This window comes from Microbulbifer sp. Q7 (genome assembly GCF_001639145.1).
GTDB lineage: Bacteria > Pseudomonadota > Gammaproteobacteria > Pseudomonadales > Cellvibrionaceae > Microbulbifer.
In genome coordinates this window covers 1,292,811-1,312,017 of record NZ_LROY01000001.1, presented here as the reverse complement: position 1 = coordinate 1,312,017, position 19,207 = coordinate 1,292,811, and the positions used below count along the sequence as shown (strand labels likewise).

General features: G+C 59.2%; 14 protein-coding genes. 7 read left to right on the top strand and 7 right to left on the bottom strand.

Features of this window, described 5'->3' with window-relative positions:
- The first annotated feature begins 278 nt into the window (after window positions 1-278).
- Window positions 279-2,228, top strand: coding sequence for a DUF3604 domain-containing protein (locus tag AU182_RS05335; protein WP_082859226.1), 1,950 nt, complete (start codon window positions 279-281; stop codon window positions 2,226-2,228).
- Between the two features lie 39 nt (window positions 2,229-2,267).
- Here AU182_RS05335 and AU182_RS05330 read toward each other — a convergent pair whose 3' ends face one another.
- From AU182_RS05330 to AU182_RS05305, 6 genes are read right to left on the bottom strand one after another with little or no spacing between them, the layout of a single operon-like run.
- Window positions 2,268-2,699, bottom strand: a complete 432-nt coding sequence (locus AU182_RS05330; RefSeq protein WP_066961666.1) for a potassium channel family protein — start codon at window positions 2,697-2,699, stop codon at window positions 2,268-2,270.
- Between the two features lie 19 nt (window positions 2,700-2,718).
- On the bottom strand, window positions 2,719-4,251 hold the full coding sequence (locus tag AU182_RS05325; protein ID WP_193754290.1) for an efflux transporter outer membrane subunit: 1,533 nt from the start codon (window positions 4,249-4,251) through the stop codon (window positions 2,719-2,721).
- The gene (locus tag AU182_RS05320) at window positions 4,232-5,353 is read right to left on the bottom strand and encodes an HlyD family secretion protein (RefSeq protein WP_066961660.1); all 1,122 of its coding nucleotides are present in this window, start codon (window positions 5,351-5,353) and stop codon (window positions 4,232-4,234) included. Before AU182_RS05320 ends, AU182_RS05325 begins: the two co-directional genes overlap by 20 nt.
- Window positions 5,354-5,356: 3 nt before the next feature.
- Window positions 5,357-5,566 (bottom strand): DUF1656 domain-containing protein, encoded by a 210-nt coding sequence (locus AU182_RS05315; protein ID WP_066961657.1) that lies wholly within the window; start codon window positions 5,564-5,566, stop codon window positions 5,357-5,359.
- A 20-nt stretch (window positions 5,567-5,586) separates the two neighbouring features.
- The gene (locus AU182_RS05310; RefSeq protein WP_066961654.1) at window positions 5,587-7,734 is read right to left on the bottom strand and encodes an FUSC family protein; all 2,148 of its coding nucleotides are present in this window, start codon (window positions 7,732-7,734) and stop codon (window positions 5,587-5,589) included.
- An 11-nt stretch (window positions 7,735-7,745) separates the two neighbouring features.
- A complete protein-coding gene (locus tag AU182_RS05305; RefSeq protein WP_066961651.1) occupies window positions 7,746-8,951 on the bottom strand; it encodes a sodium:proton antiporter in 1,206 nt (401 codons plus the stop codon).
- A gap of 280 nt (window positions 8,952-9,231) precedes the next feature.
- Between AU182_RS05305 and AU182_RS05300 the strand changes: the two genes are divergently transcribed.
- The 4 genes from AU182_RS05300 to AU182_RS05285 all read left to right on the top strand — a co-directional run bounded on the left by AU182_RS05300 (window position 9,232) and on the right by AU182_RS05285 (window position 14,911).
- Entirely contained in the window at window positions 9,232-9,882 is a 651-nt protein-coding gene (locus tag AU182_RS05300; protein ID WP_227718141.1) for a trimeric intracellular cation channel family protein, read from the top strand.
- 56 nt (window positions 9,883-9,938) lie between these two features.
- Entirely contained in the window at window positions 9,939-11,099 is a 1,161-nt protein-coding gene (locus tag AU182_RS05295) for a C45 family autoproteolytic acyltransferase/hydolase (protein WP_369802046.1), read from the top strand.
- A 64-nt stretch (window positions 11,100-11,163) separates the two neighbouring features.
- Complete coding sequence (locus AU182_RS05290; protein WP_153039117.1) at window positions 11,164-11,931, top strand: hypothetical protein; 768 nt, start codon at window positions 11,164-11,166, stop codon at window positions 11,929-11,931.
- 361 nt (window positions 11,932-12,292) lie between these two features.
- Entirely contained in the window at window positions 12,293-14,911 is a 2,619-nt protein-coding gene (locus AU182_RS05285; RefSeq protein ID WP_066961636.1) for a TonB-dependent receptor, read from the top strand.
- 77 nt (window positions 14,912-14,988) lie between these two features.
- Here the strand turns inward: AU182_RS05285 and AU182_RS05280 are convergent, their stop codons facing one another.
- On the bottom strand, window positions 14,989-15,708 hold the full coding sequence (locus tag AU182_RS05280) for a tRNA-uridine aminocarboxypropyltransferase (RefSeq protein ID WP_066962236.1): 720 nt from the start codon (window positions 15,706-15,708) through the stop codon (window positions 14,989-14,991).
- 365 nt (window positions 15,709-16,073) lie between these two features.
- On the opposite strand from AU182_RS05280, the gene AU182_RS05275 reads away from it, so the two are divergent.
- Window positions 16,074-16,823 carry an OmpW family protein gene (locus tag AU182_RS05275; RefSeq protein WP_066961625.1) on the top strand — a complete coding sequence of 250 codons (750 nt, stop codon included), beginning with the start codon at window positions 16,074-16,076 and terminating at the stop codon, window positions 16,821-16,823.
- Window positions 16,813-19,164, top strand: a complete 2,352-nt coding sequence (locus tag AU182_RS05270; RefSeq protein ID WP_193754289.1) for an autotransporter outer membrane beta-barrel domain-containing protein — start codon at window positions 16,813-16,815, stop codon at window positions 19,162-19,164. Before AU182_RS05275 ends, AU182_RS05270 begins: the two co-directional genes overlap by 11 nt.
- The last annotated feature ends 43 nt before the right edge of the window (window positions 19,165-19,207 follow it).

Sequence of the window (19,207 nt, the reverse complement as noted above, 5' to 3'; positions counted from 1 at the left end):
GCATCGTAGTATTGGGGGCATTATAGCCTCTGTAGCTTCGACCGAACCGACGGTGACCGAGTGCCAGAATTGTGTTCGGCAGTCAGTCCCGCGATCGGCGTTCCGCTTGAGCAAGTAATTCACCTCTCTGTTCGCCGATGAATTACTTGCGAAATCCGTAGAAAAAAATGAAAGGCCTGTCAAATTCGATCCCAGTGCCAACGCGCAGCGCCCCAGTCCGCTATTACTAAGCTACCAGAAATCCGACTTCGAACATCACGGAATAAAGCGAGCGGCTCATGCGATTCCCCTACTCTTACCTGATTCTGCCAATAATAATGCTGTCGGCATGCAGCGCAGATCGGGACAACAAGGTCACGCCAGATAGCCAAGAGAAACCTGACTCGGCGATGCGCGAGGCCAATGGGACGACAGTGTCCGCTGGTCCAGCTGACCCGCAGACGGCCAAGGCGGCCGCCGCACCCAAGGACATCGAAATAGCGTCCAACCCGAACCGCGACGTGTATTTCGGCAACCTGCACGTGCATACGCGCTGGTCCTTCGATGCGTATATCAACGAGGCCTGGGTGGACCCGGACGCAGCCTACCGCTGGGCCAAGGGTGAAGAGATTCCCCCGGGTGAAGTCGGCAAGCCCCTAAAGATTGGCGCCCCTCTGGACTGGTATATCGTCTCCGACCACGCAGAGTACCTGGGCGTGCTACCGCTGATGGAGGACCCCGACAGCCCGATCAGCAAGCATCCACTGGCGGCAGATATCACCGGCGACGACCCGAAAAAATCCTTCGATGCCTACGGCCAGATCCTCGATGGCATCTCTAATATGAGGGTGGACCCGATTCTCGGCGACAAAAAACAGGCAAGGTCTCTCTGGTCGGAGGTGGTAAAAATTGCTGACGCGCATTACGAACCGGGCAAGTTCACCACCATGCCGGGATATGAGTGGACATCAAACCCCGACTGGAGAAACCTGCATCGAGTCGTCTTTTTCCGCGACAGCACCAAGGTGCCGGATGCCCCCTTCTCCGCCCTCGACTCCAGCACACCCGAGGACCTTTGGCGCTGGATGGATGGGCAGCGCAAGGCGGGTAACGACCTTCTTGCCATTGCCCACAACGGCAATGCCAGCGACGGACTCATGTTCCCGGTAGACCAATCCTACGGCGGCAGCGCGCTGAATCAGGAGTACGCCGAGGCGCGTATGCGCAACGAGCCGGTCTACGAGCTCACCCAGATCAAGGGCACCTCTGAAACCCACCCAGCGCTGTTTCCCAATGATGAATTCGGCAGTTTCGAGCTCTGGGACTACACACTGGCGCCCACCGCAACCCCGCCGGAACATAAAAAAGGCGGCTACGCGCGCGAGGCGCTGATCCGCGGGCTCACGCTTGAAAGTGAAGGCAACGGCAACCCGTTCAAATTCGGTTTTATCGGCGACTCGGACACCCACAATGGCGCGGCTGCGATCGAGGAAGACAACTACACGGGAAAGTTCGGTTTTGAAATCGATCCCAAACACAGACTGGAAGGCCCGCCCGGAGTCGATGCGGCTGGCGCAAAACAAGTGCGGAGTTTCAGCTCTGGCGGTGTGGCCGCGGTGTGGGCCGAGGCCAATACCCGGGACGGCATCTTCGAGGGCATCAAGCGCAAAGAGACGTACGCTACTTCCGGCCCGCGCATGAAGGTGCGATTCTTCGGCGGCTATGAACTTGAGGGTATATCCCTCGGCTCCGCAAATGGTCTCACCAAGGCCTATACCAAAGGTGTGCCCATGGGAGGCGACCTGCTACCGACCACGGACAAGGCGCCAACCTTTGTGGTGCACGCGATGAAGGAAGCCGACGGCGCCAACCTCGACCGCATTCAGATCATCAAGGGCTGGATCGATGCATCCGGCAAACAACAGTCGAAAATTTACGACGTTGCCCTGTCTGGTGATCGCAAGCCTGGCGCGGACGGCAAGATCCCGCCGGTGGGTAATACCGTCAACGAAAAAGACGCGACCTATAGCAATAGCATTGGCGACGCCCAGTTAACAGCGACCTGGACAGACCCGGACTTCGTTGCCTCGCAGTATGCCGTTTACTATGCGCGCGTGCTGCAGATTCCCACACCGCGCTGGTCCACCTACGATGCCGCCCGCACGGGTCTCAAGCGTCCGGAGGATCTGCCGGTGAGTATTCAGGAACGCGCGTGGACCTCGCCGATCTGGTATAGCCCCGAGCAGTAAACCGCTGGCAGCGCGCTGTTCTTTCAGTGGATTGAGGGACTAGCGCTGCGGCTTTTGGTACAGCCGCTGAACCACCGCCAACACCACGGCGGTGGTCCAGCCGAACATGATGATACCGATGGCGGCCTGAAATGAAGACAACAACCGCAGACTGCCTTCGAGCACGATATCGCCATAGCCCAGGGTGGTGTAGGTGACCATGGAAAAGTAGAGCGCAGGCTCTGCGTCACTAAACGCACCCAGCCAGCGGTAGACCAGCGCCCAGGTCATGACTTCAGCCACCGAGGCAAAGAACATCAGCAATACCACCGCGGATACCACCAGCGGCCGGCCGGTTGGCAGAAACGGATGTGCCGGATGTAGTTCGGCAATTAGCCGGCTCCAACGGAGGGCAACCGTCATCCCCAGCGCGTGGATCAGTGTGTTGACGACCAGCAATGCCGATGCAATCAGCAGGACTTTGATCAGCATTTTCTCACCTCGGCCTGATTCATTCCCTGAATACCTTGTGCCAACTACCGGTACGCTGCTGCATTTCTTTGCGGGTTTCCGGTGGCACCAGTTCAACTGGTGACAGTTCTGCACGTACCTGCCAGCCTCCACCCAGTGCGCGGTATACCTGCACCAGGTTGGCCGCCACTGCACCGCGCGTCTGCGCCAGCTGGTCCTGCTGGTTGGCGTCTGCGGTGAGTGTGTTAATGACGGTGTTAAACCCTACTAGCCCGTTGGTGTACTGCGCGGTGGATAGCGCCACCGAGCGCCTGGAGGCGGCGGCGGCGCGCTCGATCATTACCAGTTGCTGCTGTGACTTGAGGTAGGCAACGATGGCGTTCTCCGCATCCGCCTGCGCTTCGAGCACCGTCTGCCGGTAGTCTTCCAATAGCTGCTGAAAGCGTGCGTCCTGTAGACGCACATTGCTGCGCAACCGGCCGTAATTAAACAGGTTCCACGCAAAGCCGCCGCCGATGCTCCAGGTTTCCGTTTCGCCCTCGAACAGGTTGCCGACGTCCATGGCCTGCGACCCGATGGCACCGGCAATGGAAAAGGCCGGGTAGAGTTCGGCACGCGCCACACCAATCTGTGCCCCCTGTGCCGCCAGCAAGCGCTCGGCGGCACGAATATCGGGGCGTTGCCGCAGGAGGTCCTGGGGCATTCCCACCGCCACCGCAGGCGGAACCCTTGGAATAGCCGTGAGTGGCGCCAGTGAGACTCCCAGCGCACCCGGTGGTTGCCCAAGCAACACTGCCAGCGCGTTTTCCAGCTGCTGCAGTGTGGTTTCAAGCCCCGGCACAATGGCTTTGGTGTTGTACAGCAGCGATTCAGCCTGCTCTGCATCCAGGTCGCTCACTTCACCGGCATTCGCCTTGGCGCGCGCGATACGCAGGCTTTCCGCTTGCAGCTCGATGTTCTGGCGAGCCACATCGAGACGGTTCTGGGTGGTGCGAATCTGGATATACACCTGCGCCACCTGGGCTACTACCGATACCAGTACACCATCGTATTCCGCCACACTAGCGTCCATGGCAGCGGCGGCAGAGCGCACCTCACCGCGGAAACGGCCCCACATGTCGAGCTCCCACGAGAGATTGAATCCGATATCGTATTCTTCAACGATGAGGTTGCTGGCCTTGAAACGCGCGGCGCTGCCAGTCAACTGCTGCACCTGCGGAAACTGGTTGCCCACGGCGATGGCCAGCTGCTGTTGTGACTGCATCATGCGCAGCGTGGCCGAGCGCAGGCTGAGATTTTGCTCCAGGGCAATGGCCACCAGTTCATCCAGTAGCGGGTCGGCAAATGCCTGTTCCCACCACAACGGTGCCACCGGCGTCGTTGCGTCTATTTCCGTGCTCCCGCGCTCTATCCAGTGCTCCGCAACCGGCGCTGCCGGCGGCTGGTATGCCGGCCCCAGGGTGCAGCCACCCACGCCGGCCGCGACTGCAGCGGCCAGCGTCACCATCGCCACCCGCGCTCGCCGCCGTTCACCCGCAGCGCGGAGCACGACGCTACTTGAGCCCGGGCGCATCTTCACTCTGCCGGGGGGCGGTGCCTCCCAGTACCTGCACCGAAGCGCTGGTACCGACACGCAGCAAGACCCCATCTGGCAATTCGCCGAGGGCAATTTTCACCGGTATGCGCTGGGCCAAGCGTATCCATTCGAACGTAGGGCGTATTTGCGGCAACAGGTCGCGGCCGGTGGCGCCATCCTGCTGCGCAATGCCCCAGCCAATACTTTCCACGCGCCCCTCGATCGGGCGATCCGGGTAACCCATCAATGTCACCACGGCGCGGTCACCCGGCGAGATATGCGCAACGGCGGTTTCACGAAAGAATCCCTCGATCCAGAAACTGTCTACGTCCACCAGTGCCAGCGCGGGCTGGTTGGCCACCGCTTGACTGCCCACTCGCAAATTGAGGTTGGTGACATAACCATTTGCGGGCGCGGTAATGCGGGTAAATTCAAAATTCAGTTGCGCCTCCCGCAGTGCCGCGCGCGCTGCACGGATACTCGGGTTGGCATCGCCCAGTTCGCCGAGGGTTGCGCGCGCTTCGTCAAGGCGAGCGGAAACCCCGGACAGATTTGCCCGCGCCTGCACCAGTGCCGCTTGCGCGCCCTTACGCTGCTCCAGGGAGATGGCGTGCTGGGCCAGTGCGCGCTCCACCTGTTTCTGGGATGTGGCGCGCTGGGGCAACAACCGCTGCTGGCGCTGCAGTTCTGCCTCATTTTTCTGAATCACTGCGTCCACTTCACGAATCGCACTCTCTGCCTGGAGCACCGAGGCACGCGCGACCTCGAGCTGGGCGGCAACCGATTCCACATTCTGTTCCTGTGCCAGGTAGCTGTCGCCGGTGCGGTCGTACTCGGCCCGCGCCTGCTCCAGCCGCGCCTTAAACGGCCGCGGATCTATCTCGAACAGCAGGGCCCCCTGTTCTACAAACTGGTTGTCGTTAACCCCGACAATCACCACCTGACCGGAAACATTGGGGGTCACCTGAATGACCGCGGCGCGCACCTGGCCATCCCGAGTCCAGGGGTTGTTCCGCGAGTATTGGTATCTGAGCACCACCGCCAGCGCCGCCACCAGTACAACCAGCGCTGTCAGTATGGTTTTTCTGGAAATCTGCACGCGTCATATTCCAATAAACAGGGTTCCCACCAGCAGGGTAAAAATGACACTCAGGCTGGTGAGCACCAGAGCCGGATGGGCGAAGTACCGCGACAGGCGATAGCGATCCAGCAGGTGTGCCACGGTGAGCGCGAGGATTAATCCCAGCGTCGCCGCGACGAGCATGGGAGAAAGGTAAATCCCGGCGATGGCCAATTCATGGGGTACGGGCATCGCCACACACCGGCCGGTTTTCAATAAAAGCGCGGTTCATCCCACTGCCTCCAGCTGAATTTATCCGCCGTCTCGGCGATATCGACGACAGACTGGCCTATGCCGCGCAGCAGGCCTGCTCGACAAAGCCACTGCTCCACCACATCACTATCCAGTTGCGTGCGTTGTGCCGCTTCGCTGCGCACTTCCGCTTCCATGCTGTCGAGTAAAGCGTGCAGCTGGATGGATAGTTCGCGATAGTCCACCCGCTCCGTTCCTGATAGTGAACCCGCCAGGGTAACCAGGGCACCGCCCACCGATTCGCGCCAGTGCACCAGCGCCTCCGGTTCTCGTCGCTTAACCGGAAGTTCCTGTGCCAGCGTCTGGATAAAAAATGCCAGCGCACCAATGCGCTGCACCAGCGTATCCAGTGCCTGGCGTTCGCCATCGGGCCAATAGCGCGCGGGAGTTCGACCAGACCAGGTGGCAATTTCCACAGGAAGTGTAGTCAGCGCATGGGCAAGGCGTTGTCTATGGCGCCCATACCCGGCGCTATTCCCCTGCAAAAAACTATCGCCGGCGCAGCACAAGAAGCGCGCAAGCAAGCGACGGAAAACCTGTTCTGGCCGCGGCGAGGTCGGGAAGTACGCCGCCAGGGCGAGCAGCAGCAACACAATGGGAAACGCCATGGCTATATTGGCAATGGCGAGAAAACTGTACGTTTGCGCGTTCTGGATACTGCAAACAGAAATGAACATGGAAAACGCGAGGGCTTTTGCCGCCTGCGCGGAAGGACTGGAAAGCGCACGGCAGATGCCGAACGTCACCGCAAACAGCAGCAACGCCAATTGCCAGAAATGGATGAGGTTGGGCATGACAAAGAGATAAATCACACCCGCCAGCAATGTGGTCACCAACACCGGCAACACCAATCGCAGTGGCGCCACCTGCGGCGCCGCCGCCAGCACCATCGCCAGCGATCCAGTTAACGTCACCAGCGTTGCCCCCGCCGGTACACCTTCGACATAGATATACAGCAGATACGCCGCCCACAGGGAAAGCATCACACGCACACCCGCAATCACGCGATCCGCATCCAGCCGCCAGTGTTGATGGATTAAATTCGCTGTCGGCACTGGTTCCATTCCAGGCTGCTCACTCCACGCATTCTCCTCCGCAGACAACAGGTCACGGGTGAGAGAATCCAGCGCGGTGAGTTGCCGACGAATGACCGCGAGGTTACCGACATCAAACAGCGACAGGGATTCCAGTTGACGGCGCTCTGCGACAAGCGCTGGTGCCGTCTGTGGCGTCTCGCTGATGCCAGCGTGATCTCGCGAGGCAAGCGCTCTGAATCGCTGCTGGATAACGGTGTCGAAGTCCGCCAGTGCGGGCATCCGTTTCTCCAACGAGAGCGGCGTACTACCGGGCGCCAGTAATGCGAGCCGCTCCAAACATTCGGTCACGGCTTTGCCGCGGGCGACATAACGCTGCCAGTAGCAGCGCCGCTCCCAGATCTCGTAGCTATCGGCAACCGAAGCTTCCAAAAGACCAGACACCCTCTGGTGGATGCCGGTGAGTTCCCCCAACAGAGCGGTAGTTTTTGCCACGTCCACGCTTCCGGTCAGCCCGCCAACCGTATGCCGGTACAGGGCGAGTTGCTTGTCGTGCAGTTCCGCGATGGCGGCCAAGAACTGGCCGTCGCTGTGACGCGGCCACACCAGCATGGCCACCAGGCTGTACACCAGTACCCCGAGGCCGGTCTGCTGGGCGCGCAATACGGCAGTGGCAAACGCGCCGCTACTGGAGGTAGCGGCACCGACACAGATAATCACACTGACAAAGCCACAGACCTGCCAGAAATAGGCCCGCGGGGAGCCCAACATCATATAAGTGCAACCGCCAATCCACAGCGACAGCGCGGCCATAAGCAGCCAGCGATCCTGAGGAAAGAGTCCCACCAGTACCAGTGCCACCACCCCGGCAACCAGCGTACCCAACATACGCAGCGCACTCTTGTTGAGTGACAACCCCAGGGTATCCAAACTGACAAGCGCCACCGCGAGGCCCGCCCACATGGGCTTGTCCCAATTGGCCTGCAGGGCTATCCAGTAGGTGAGCACCATCGCCAGCGCCGTTTTCAACGCCTCGCGAGTGGTGGAAGAGCGAAGTACGTTTAAGTTCACCATACCGGCCGGCGCTAGCCCGCACCCGATTCATCGCGCCCCAGGCGGGCAGAAAAGGCATTGGCGGTGAGGCCATGGGCAACCACACTGAGCAATATGGTGACGGCAACGGTCAAAGTTAGTGTGTCACTTCCCGGCAGGTGTTGATCCAATACGATCACACCAAACACGATACTGGCGAGGCCGCGCGGGCCGAACCAGCCCATAAATAATTTTTCGCGAACGCTCGTTCCGGTGCCGGCGAGGCTCAGGTATACCGGTAACATGCGCACCAGCGTCAGGCTCAGTACCGCATACAGCACCACTTCCCAGGTCAGCAATGACAGCCACTTGCCCACCACACCCGCGCCGAATGCAACCCAGGTCAGCAGCGCCAGCACATCACCGGCACCTTCCGCCGCCATTAACAGGTCGTGCTTTTCTGTAACCGCGAGGCGACCGAACAGGAGCCCGCCGCTAAACGCTGCAATGAATCCGCTGCCCCCCAACCACTGTGCTGCGCCAAAGCAGCCCAGGGCCATGGTGATCACCGGCAGTTGCTGCCAGCTGTCCATGATCCAGCCACGGCGGGTGGCGGCACGTAACACTCCAGTGAGTATCGCGGTCAGGCCAAGCCCCACCAGCAAGCCAATTCCGAGTTCTTCCAGAACCAGTTTCAGCGCCAGCCCGCCGGACCCCTCTGCAGCGACCTGACCGGTGGCGAGGGCCAGAAATACGTACAGGATGGGCACACAAATACCGTCGTTGAGGCCACTCTCGGCATTCAGGCCCTGGCGAATGTACGCCGGCACCGCCGGATTCGACACCACCGCTTTGCCCAACGCGGCATCGGTGGGCGCCAGCATTATGGCCAGCACCGCCACCTCGAAAAAAGGAAGCTGGGGGAAAAGTACGGTTCCCGACAGGATGCCGAGCCCGATAGTGAGTGGCAGGCCGATCAGCAACAGGCGCCGCGGTACCGCGATCGTTTGTCGCAGTACCTTGAGGTCCGCCTTGGCCGCGTCCGAAAAAAGCACCAGTGCCAGTGTCAATTCGGCAATGGTACGCAGGCTACCCGAGTCCACTTCAAAACTCAGCAACCCCAGCCCCCAGGCGCCGAAGGCCAGGCCAAACAGGGTAAAAACCAGGGCGCCATTAATCGCCGTGCGTTCGGCGCGGCCACTGACGGCGCAGTATGCAAAAACAAACAGCGCCAGAATGGTGAGATCTGCGTATGGCATGGGGCTCTCCCTGCCCTCGTTAGTCGCTAGCGGAAATAACAGGGAATGGATGTCGACAACGGCGGTGGACACTGTGGAGCTTAGTTCGTTTGGTCAGCGGGTGCCGAACGCGCGCTATTTCGCAGCGGACGAGATAAATCGTCGGGATAAGCCTCCTTGCGGGCGCAATCTCAACCAGAATCTAGGGATTCATTCACCGTGCTTTTCCAAAGCCTTAGATATACGTAGCAGCGAAACCGGCGCGGCCGGAGAGTAATGCAGCGCTGCACGTGTGAACGCGATGACCGCCATGCAGATCGATGACCTTCAATACCTGTTGGGAATGGCGGGCACCGTCGCCTTTGCGGCAACGGCCGTCGCCGCGGTGGCGCCCAAAGGGATCGATTTGTTCGGGGCAACGGTGATGGGTGTGATTACCGCCATTGGTGGCGGCACCATCCGCGACGTCATTCTCGATGTGCCGGTGTTCTGGGCTTCCGACCTGAACTACATCTGGGTAGCCATATTTGCCAGCATGCTGGCGTTCCTGGCCAACAAGCTGATGACGCACGGACAGGTCTACCGCAGCATGCTGTATCTGGATGCGCTCGGCGTATCCATGTTCGCCATTCAGGCTACGCACAAAGGCATCGAGCTGCCGTTCGCGTTACCACTGGGGCCGCTCATTCTCGGAATTATCACGGCCATTGGTGGCGGCCTGATACGCGACACACTCGCCGGTAACCAGACCCTGCTGATGCGCAATGAACTGTACGCAGTCCCGGTCACCATCGGCTGCATCGGCTATTTGATCCTTATGCACGTGTCGCCGGAATCTGCCGTCATAAATGGTGCCTGCTGCATGCTGCTCATTTTTTTCCTGCGTGCCGCGGCCATTCACTGGAACCTAAGGGTGCCAGGCTGGCTATTGACCAAAACCACGCAGCCTTAAAACCAAACCATCACACGCAACGCGTTTAATGAGAGTACCTGGGAGAACGACGAACCATGCCAGACAACAAAATGACGCTGCTTAATACGTTAGAGGGTGGAAAGCTCTACGAGTCAAATGGGTTCCTTATTCCCGTCCTCACAGGATCAGCGAGGGAAATGGGCAAACAATATGGTGCCCTGATGGTCGACCACATGCAGCAGGCGTTTGATGTTGTGGTGGAACCCGCCCGAAAGCAAGGCGGGCTTACCCAGGACGAAATGCAAACGTGGAGCGACCGCGCCTACCACAGTTGCTCGACGAGAAACCGGCACTGGTATGACGGCGTCGCCGAAGGCACCGGCTGGCCACTGACAAATGTTTGCATGCTCGACCAGATCATGGAGTACGGCATCTTCCAGTCCAAGCTGCACTCCTTTGCTGGCTGCACTTCAATCCTCTCCTGGGGCAGCCATTCCCTTGATGGGGGTACGTTTATCGGCCGCAACATGGATTGGGGGGAAGCATTTAACCAGTTTGCGCAGGTGCTGACCGTGCGCAGGCCCACGGATGGCGCCTACAAACTCGCAGCTCTGGGCTGGCCCGGTATGTATTGCCCATTCAGCGTGTTGAATGAGCACGGTGTCTATCTGGATATTCATGATGGCACCAGCATGGGCGGTTCACTGGTTTACCTGGACCGCCCATCGATACTCAATGTACTGAACGACATTTTGAGTGAAAGCGCATCTCTGTCTGCCCTGATCTCCCGTTTGAACGGCATCTGCCACAGTACCTCGATGATCCTGTCGATCGCCGATGAACACGGCGGTGCTTCCATGGAGTGCTCATCACTCGCCGGCAATCGTCTGCGCACGCCAGACGGTGACTCCATTGCTGTTGTAAACACCTTTCTGGTCCCTGACTGGGGACTGGGGCCACGGGAAACCATCAGCAACTCTCTGCGCCGCCACGCCAACATGAACGCGCGTCTCGCGGAACACGATGGCAAGGTCGATGCCGCAGTAACCCGGCAGATCATGGATCTCCGGCTGTTCAATGAGGATGGTTCGTTTGCCGAGAATGGTGGCGCAACCAAGCCCACCAAACAGGATGCCGACCTGACCAATCACCAGATCGTCACCGATGTAAAACGCCGCCAGGTGTGGCTCAAGGTGCCGGTTCCCGATTATGCCACCGACTGGACGCACATCGATCTGGCCGCACTTTGGAAATGATCCGAGTCGCCAGCTGAAAAAACAACCTTCCGGCAACGGTGACAGAACCACAGGGAGATTACCCGTGAGACGCGTCCTTATTTTATTGCTGCTGAGTTTTCCCTTTTGTGTTGCGCAGGCACAGAGTTCCGGTCGCCCTGAGACCTTCGGCGGGAGCCTGCCGGACCGCTGGTTGCTGGGAGCCGAAGTCTACCTCTGGGGAGCCAGTGTCGGCGGTGAGAGCCGAAGTGGCGACAACATTGATATCGGTTTTGATGAGCTGGTCAAAGACCTGGAAATGGGCTTCATGGGCACCCTGGCCGCAAGTCGCAACGAGTGGACAGTGTTTGCCGACATGATCTACCTGAATGTATCCGACGATATCCGACAGACCGTTCGCTTTCGCGGTGACCTCTTCCGTGTAGGTGCCGACATTGATCTTGAGGGTTTTGTTTCCACGCTGGGCGGCGCCTATCGCTTCTATCAGTCCGACAGCACGCGACTCAACCTGACACTCGGCGCGCGCTACTTAGATCTCGATGTGGATGTCACTGGACGCGTCGATCGATTCGGTCGTTTTCGAATTTCTCGATCCGGCAGCGTATGGGATGGCGTTATTGGCCTGCGCGGCAAAACCGATCTCGATGACCGCTGGTATCTCACCTACTACGCCGATGTGGGCGGCGGCGATAGTGATTCAACCTGGCAGGCATTGGCGGCAGTCAACTACCGCTGCTATCGCTACGATATCGTCGGCGGCTATCGCTACCTGAAATGGAACTTTGACCGCTCGCCCTATTTTGACGACCTGGATCTGAGCGGCTTTTTTGCTGGCGTAAAATTTTCCTTCTGACAGGCGGCACGTTTATTACAGCCCGGCAACTGTTGATGGCGCGCGCCAATAATATTTATCCGGTGTACGCCAAAAACGCACCATGCTCGACACAAAAAAACAAAACAAACGTACCAACTATGAAGTGGTAAACCGCATAAATGTAAAACTCGAAAGATGTTGAATATTGGGTTTCTGTCGCAAACTAAAAATTCATCACACCGAATTCGATAACGCCATTCAATAAATCCCTGCAGGGCAACAGCTCATCTCATATTAATTGCCTCGCCATTCTGTGGTTGATAACGTCGTGCGCGTAACTGAACGGTCCTACCGCTTCGGTCACACAACAATAATGACGACTAACGGACGAGCAATTCTTATGAAAAGACCTTTATTACGCCAACGCATTTTATCCAGCGCCATTTTATCCATCACCGCGGCAACGGCCCCTCAGGTACTATTCGCTGAGGAAGAAAAAGCCATGGAAGAAATTGCCGTAGTGGGCTCCCGCATTCAACGCAATGCGGAATTCGAAACGGCGACACCAATTCAGGTAATGGACCGCGAGGCAATCGAAAAATCCGGCTACACCAATCTGCAGCAACTATTTGAGAAGAACCCCGCTGCGGGCAACGGTACCTTTTCCACCCGCGGCAACAACCAGGACTCCACCGCCAACGGTGCCGCGGCGGTGAGCCTGCGCGGCATGGGCGCCGATGCCACGCTGGTGCTGGTCAACGGCAAGCGTGTGGCGATTAGCGCCTTCGCGGAAAGCATTACCACCAACTTTGTGGATATCAACAGTATTCCCATTGCCGCCGTGGAACGGGTGGAAGTGCTGAAAGATGGCGCCTCCGCCATTTACGGCTCCGATGCAGTGGCCGGGGTGGTGAATCTGGTCCTGCGCAAGGACTTTGAAGGCGCGGAAGTCTCGGCGGACTTCGGCGGTGCCGATGGCTACGACGAGCAGTCGGTATCTGCGGTGTGGGGCGTCAACGGTGAGGATTCCAACCTGACCGTTATCTTCGACCACCGCAGTAATACAACCCTGGCGAGTGTCGAGCGTCCGGGACTCGATACTGCCAATCAATCGCCACGGGGCGGCATGGACTTCCGCTCTTCCCGCGGTTATCCCGGCCGTTTCATTGTCGACGGTGAAACCACCATCGATCCCAACTGCCCGGCGGGCAACGCGTTCGGCCAGACCTGCGTGTACGATTACGGCCCCTGGACGCTGCTGACACCAGAGGCCGAGCGCACCGGCGTGCTGCTGCTGGGTAATGCCCAGCTCACCGACAGCGTCGAGTTCTTTACCGAACTGGCAGTACAGCACAACACCTCCATTGCCCAGGGTGCACCGACGCCACTGGATGAAGACGCCGGGCTCACCGTGCCCATCAACCACCCCAACAATCCATTCGTGGGCGCCACGTCCATTGGCGTTGGCCGCTACCGCACGGTGGATGCCGGTGCACGGCAGTGGGATATTGAAACCGACAACCTGCGCGGCGTGTTCGGCCTGCGCGGCACCATCGCCGACTGGGACTGGGAAGCCTCGGTACAGCGCTCACGCAGCGAGTCCACCCAGAGCGGTGACCGCACCCAGGGTTGGGTGCGCACCGATCTGCTGCAACAGGAAATTGACGCGGGCCGTTACAATCCGTTCGGCGGTGTACAGAACCCGCAGTCGGTCATTGATGCGTTCACCACCAGCCTGGTGCGGCAGGGCAAGTCCGAGCTGCGCGGTGTGGACTTTACCCTCAGCGGTGAACTGTTCGACACCGCCAACGGTGCCATCGCCATGGCCGCCGGTATCGAGCGTCGCGAGGAACGCGCATCCGACATTCCCGATGATCAGTTCCAGCGCGGCCTGATTTTCGGCACCGAGTCGGTGTCCGCCGCCGCCAGTCGCGACATCAATTCCGCGTTTGTCGAGTTCGCCATTCCACTACCGGCCAACCTGGACCTGACACTGGCGGGCCGCTATGACGATTACAGCGATTTCGGCAGCACCACCAATCCGATGGCCAACCTGTTGTGGACCGCGAACGAACAGCTCTCCCTGCGCGCCTCCTGGGGTACCGGGTTCCGCGCTCCGTCACTGGCGCAAATCGGCCTTGGGCCATCCCAGGAGTCACTGTTCTTTATCGACTCCTACGGCTGTGCCATTAACGACGCTTACTGTGCCAGCACCGACTACAACATCGTGTTTTCCGGCAACCCGGATCTGGACGCGGAAGAGTCGGAATCGGTGAACCTGGGTGCGGTGGTCAAACCCATCGACAATATGCAAATGTCACTGGATCTCTGGCAGATTACCCAGGAAGGCAAAATTGACGAGGTGCCATTTGGCTATCTCTACAGCCAGTTCTGTAACGACCAGAACAGCACCGTGTGTGTCCGCTCCGCGGCCCTGCCCGGTGAATCCCTCGGCTCGCTGCAGTCCATCAACAGCGGCTTTATCAATATCGGTGAGCAGACCGTTTCCGGCATTGACCTGAGCATGGTGTATTCCGGATTCGCGTTGGCCGGTGGTGACCTGGGCCTGCGGCTGGATTACTCCTACTTGGCGGAGTTTGAGCGGGTGGAGCTGAACGCCACCGGTGATGACTTCATCAACCGGGATCTGGCGGGCGAGTATGAATACCCGGAACACCGCTGGGCGGCGTCTGCCGACTGGTCACGGGATACCTTCGCGGTCACCCTGGGGCTGAATTATATCGGCGAGTTTGAAGATACGCCGGATATCGATTTTGACGGCACCCTGGATTACGATACCAACCAGTCCCGAATTGTGGATTCCTTCATGACGGTGAATCTGCAGGCGCGCTATACCGGTTTTGAAAACATGGTATTGAGCCTCGGTGCAGACAATGCACTGGATGAAGAGCCGCCGTTCGCCATCGGCGATGGGGATTCAGACTTGTACGGTTACGTATCCAGCCAGCACGACCCTCGCGGTCGTTTCATCTACGGCAAAGTGACCTACAACTTCTAACCGACGGGCACAGAAAAAAGGGGGGAGGGCTTCGGCCCTCCCCCCTTTTTTATTCGGAATGTTTTATTGCGGCTGTTTTATTCCCGCAAGCGCGAGGCCAGCGCCTCGTGGCTTTCACCGGGCTCGGGAAGATAGCAGCCGCGGGTGGCGAGATAGTGCTGGTTAAACACGGAAAAGTAATGCCGTAACGTATCCGCGGGCTCCGCCTCGCCCCCTAACAGCAGGCAACTGATCGCCGCCTCTGCAGTGGAAAAGCGGTGGCTTCTGCCGGAGTCCCGCACCGAATAAGAGCGCACCAGTGTCTCTGGCAGGCTCAGGCAGGGCACCTTATCCAGCCAGCGGCTCAGGCCGATCATGCGGCTGCACTGCTTCCAGGTACCGTCGAGCAGGATCAGTGTGGTTTGTCTGCTCGTCTGCGGCAGATCGCGCACCACATGCCGGGCACAGTTTTCGGTGCCGTCGGCGGGGAACACGATAAAACAGTCGCGCTCGGGGTCTTCCAGTATCGCCTTGAGCCCTTGCGGCGCTTCCAGCCGGTTCCATAAAAACGCCCGGGTCTCGGGAAACACATCCACAATCAGGCGGCCGGTATTGGTGGGCTTGAATAATTCCTTGCGGTGCAACAGCAATACAAAGTCCATCCGGCTCTCGGCCACCGGCCGCCAGGGGCACATGCAGGCATATTCTGCCATCTGGCACTGGGCACAGCGCTTGACGCTCTTGCCTTTGGCCAGGAATGGCTTGGTGGACTTTGCGAGTTCCCGATCTCGCAGGCGGGTAAAAGCGGTTGAGTACATACCATCGCTCAAGAATTGATGTATGCGCGGCATTGGGCGCCGGACACAAGGAGCGCGATTTTACGCTGGAAACAGGGCGCTCTCCAGCGCCAGCTTGCGGTCGATAAAGGGAAAAAATTTCTACGACACACGGCCAACTCGAACAATTTCCCACAGCGTTCGGCATATGACCTGTCACCCGCTCAACGTGCGCACAGCGGCCGGCAAATTCCCGAGCCCATGCTACTTTTACAGGTGTTTCAGATTTATCCCGGCAATGCCAATTTCAATAATTGCCGCGTCATTCCAAGGCTTTTGACACGTCGCGCGAATTTTTAACGATAAGCGGTATCGCAGCGGTCGATCGGTGTTAAACGGAGTTAACCATGAAGACACTCAGGCTGGCGGCCTGCCTGGCATTGGTGTTGCCGATGTTTGCCAAGGCGCAGATCCCGATTTCGGATGTGGACCTCACCCGCTTTTACCTGCGCATCGGGGCGAGCTTCGTCTATCCCGACGACAACAACACGTCGCTCAAGTACTACGTATTGCAGGACTGGGAGTTGTACCGGACCCACTGGGAGGTCGAGGACGACATTACCTGGAATGTGTCCGGTGTGTGGCGGCCGCTGCCTTACCTCGGCGTGGAGTTGCTGTACATCGGTGACTCGGACCACTCCCTGACCCTGCAGAATTTTCGCGCGACCCCGGGTCAGGACAACATCTACTTCGGGCGCTACAGCGCGTCTTCCGCCAACCTGTTCGTCAACTGGTATATGAATGACCTGATCTGCCTCGGGCAGCCGTACCTCGGTATCGGGGTCAATTACTCCGATTACTACGACGACGAACTCAATCCCGACTTCCAGCGCTATCTCGTCAACAGCGGCATGGCGACCGGTCCCGGGCGGTTTGGCATGGGCCACTCCTGGGGCGGTAGTGCGCAGCTGGGCATCGACTGGCGCCTGGGGCGCGGCATTGCGCAATCCTGGCTGATCAATGCGGCTGTAATCTACACCGACTCAAACCCCGATGCGGAAGTCACCTACCCCACGGCGCCCGGCTACGAAAGACTCTACTCGGAATTCGAGACCAACCCCTGGACGCTCAACCTGGGCATCACCTATGAATTCTGAACGCCGCCCCCGCACCGGGCGCCGGATTCTTTGCCAGATTCTTTACCGCATGCTGTGCGCAGCCGGCTTGTGCCTCCTGCCGGTGGTCACCCTCGCCGACTGTACCCCCTCCAATACCGGAACCGCCGGCGCCGACCAGATTCTGTGTGACGAAGACAACGATGCCGCAGGCGCGGACGTCAGTACCTTTGCCGGCAACGACACCCTCGACCTGAACGGCGGCACCATCGGCACCGTGGACGCAGGCACCGGCGATGACCGCATCAACATCAACGGCGCGCTGATCGAAACCAATCTGCTCACCGGCGATGGCAACGATACCGTGATCATGGATGTGCGGGATTCGGAAGTCGGCAACTTCTTCAGTGGTGGCCTGGATACCGGCGCCGGCGACGATCGTATCGAACTGTACGACGGGCTCATTTTCGATCTCAACGCCGGCGACGGCGACGACTACATGCTGCTCGATGGGGGTTTTGTATTTCACACCCTGAATATGGGTAGTGGCGACGACACCCTGTATTTTGACGAAGGCATTATCTACCACTTCATCGGCGGCGACGGGTCAGACTACCTGGAGATCGACGCGCGCGCCTTTGATGGCGACGCCATCCTGGATGGTGGAGACGACCTTACCGCGGACGACGGTTACATCGATACCATTCGCTTCAAGCTGGACCACCTGCTGGACGGCGATAAGCTGCTGAACTGGGAAAACGTCATCATCAACGGCAGCTCCAAACTGCGCCTGTTCAACAACCTGGCCGTCGGTGGCGGCACCAGCGGGCGCCAAACGCTTGGGCTGGACATTCGCTTTGGCGGCATTCTGGAACCGGTGCAAACCGATTTTTCCATCGCCGGTGACGTCCACAATGCGGGCACCCTGTGGCTGCAAAATGGTGAATTCAACCAGCTGCATATTGTTCCCCATCCCGATGGCCGTTTCGGCAACTACGCAGGGCGTGACGGGCGTCTGTGGATGGACACATTACTGGCCGACGACAATGCACCCAGCGATTTGCTGACAGTGGCAGGGAATGTGAGCGGGCGGACCTTTGTGCGCATATTCAATCTGGGGGGCGATGGTGCCGTTTCCGCAGGCAACGGCATCCCCATCATCCGCGTGCAGGGACGTAACCCGCGCGATGGATTCTTACTCGACCCGGATTACATCGGCTACGACGGCCGCACGGCAGTTGTAGGCGGTGCTTACGGCTATGCCCTGTACCGGGGTGGCATCGACGGCAGCGAACAGGACACCTGGTTTCTGCGCTCCACCATGAGTGATCCCTTCTCCAACAGCGGCGAGCTTGTTCCACGCTGGCAACCGGGCGCAGTGCTCTACGAGACGTACGCGCAAGCCATCCGCCGGATGAACGCCCCCACCACCCTGCGCAAGCGGGTCGGCAATCGTTTCTGGGCCGGCACCAGTTATCGCGACCGCGGCATCTGTTGCTATGGCGATGCGGTGGAGCGCACGATTGATGGCGGCGGCCTGTGGATACGCATGAATTCCGTGTACAACGACAATGCGCCGGAGCAGTCCACGGCCAATGCCCGCTGGCAACAGGATTTCGGACAGGTACAGATTGGCTCCGATTTCTCCTTCGACCCCGCCGTTTATCGCGGCCGCCTGATGCTCGGTGTCTTTGCCCAGTATGGCTACGGCAGTACGGAGCTCGACAGCTACTTCGGCCAGGGTTATATCGACACCTACAACTGGGGAATCGGCGGTACCGCCACCTGGTACGGCAGCCAGGGCAGTTACGCCGACGTGCAACTGCAGTTCAACTGGTTTGACTCCGACCTGTATTCCCGCGAGCTCTGGTACCTGGGTACCGGCAACGATGCCATTGGGTTCAACTTTTCCGTCGAAGGCGGGCACAGCTTCAAACTGTGTGACTTTTATTCCCTCACGCCACAACTGCAAGTGGCCTATACCGCAGAAGACATCGACGACAATTTCGACCCCTACGGCGCGCGGCTGGTCGACACCAACAACGAGGGTGGCTTTGCCCGTTTCGGCGTGGCATTCGAGCAGCGGGTCAGCCAGCGAGTCAACCGCAACATGTACGGCAACCTGCTGCTGGAGCGGATCAGCCTCTACGCCATTGCCAATACCTACTACTACTTTGACGACCAGACCGAGGTGCAGGTGTCCGGCACGTCCCTGTATCAGGCGCGGGATGAGTGGTGGGGGCAGCTGGGCATCGGCTTTACCTACGACCAGTGCGGTGACCGCTGTTCGGTTTACGGGGAGGTGGACTATGCCAGCAGCCTGGAGAACTTTGGCGATAGCGACAGTATTCAGCTGACCTTTGGCTTCCGCATGAAGTGGTAGCACCTGCCCGCATTCCGGACTGGTATCGAATTCCCTATACTCG

Bases quoted from the DNA above. Each gene is read 5' to 3' on its own strand.
- AU182_RS05270 (WP_193754289.1), top strand. From the start codon at position 16,813: ATGAATTCTGAACGCCGCCCCCGCACCGGGCGCCGGATTCTTTGCCAG.
- AU182_RS05310 (WP_066961654.1), bottom strand. From the start codon at position 7,734: ATGGTGAACTTAAACGTACTTCGCTCTTCCACCACTCGCGAGGCGTTG.
- AU182_RS05295 (WP_369802046.1), top strand. From the start codon at position 9,939: ATGCCAGACAACAAAATGACGCTGCTTAATACGTTAGAGGGTGGAAAG.
- AU182_RS05330 (WP_066961666.1), bottom strand. From the start codon at position 2,699: ATGCTGATCAAAGTCCTGCTGATTGCATCGGCATTGCTGGTCGTCAAC.
- AU182_RS05335 (WP_082859226.1), top strand. From the start codon at position 279: ATGCGATTCCCCTACTCTTACCTGATTCTGCCAATAATAATGCTGTCG.
- AU182_RS05325 (WP_193754290.1), bottom strand. From the start codon at position 4,251: ATGCGCCCGGGCTCAAGTAGCGTCGTGCTCCGCGCTGCGGGTGAACGG.
- AU182_RS05315 (WP_066961657.1), bottom strand. From the start codon at position 5,566: ATGCCCGTACCCCATGAATTGGCCATCGCCGGGATTTACCTTTCTCCC.
- AU182_RS05285 (WP_066961636.1), top strand. From the start codon at position 12,293: ATGAAAAGACCTTTATTACGCCAACGCATTTTATCCAGCGCCATTTTA.
- AU182_RS05305 (WP_066961651.1), bottom strand. From the start codon at position 8,951: ATGCCATACGCAGATCTCACCATTCTGGCGCTGTTTGTTTTTGCATAC.
- AU182_RS05280 (WP_066962236.1), bottom strand. From the start codon at position 15,708: ATGTACTCAACCGCTTTTACCCGCCTGCGAGATCGGGAACTCGCAAAG.
- AU182_RS05300 (WP_227718141.1), top strand. From the start codon at position 9,232: ATGACCGCCATGCAGATCGATGACCTTCAATACCTGTTGGGAATGGCG.
- AU182_RS05275 (WP_066961625.1), top strand. From the start codon at position 16,074: ATGAAGACACTCAGGCTGGCGGCCTGCCTGGCATTGGTGTTGCCGATG.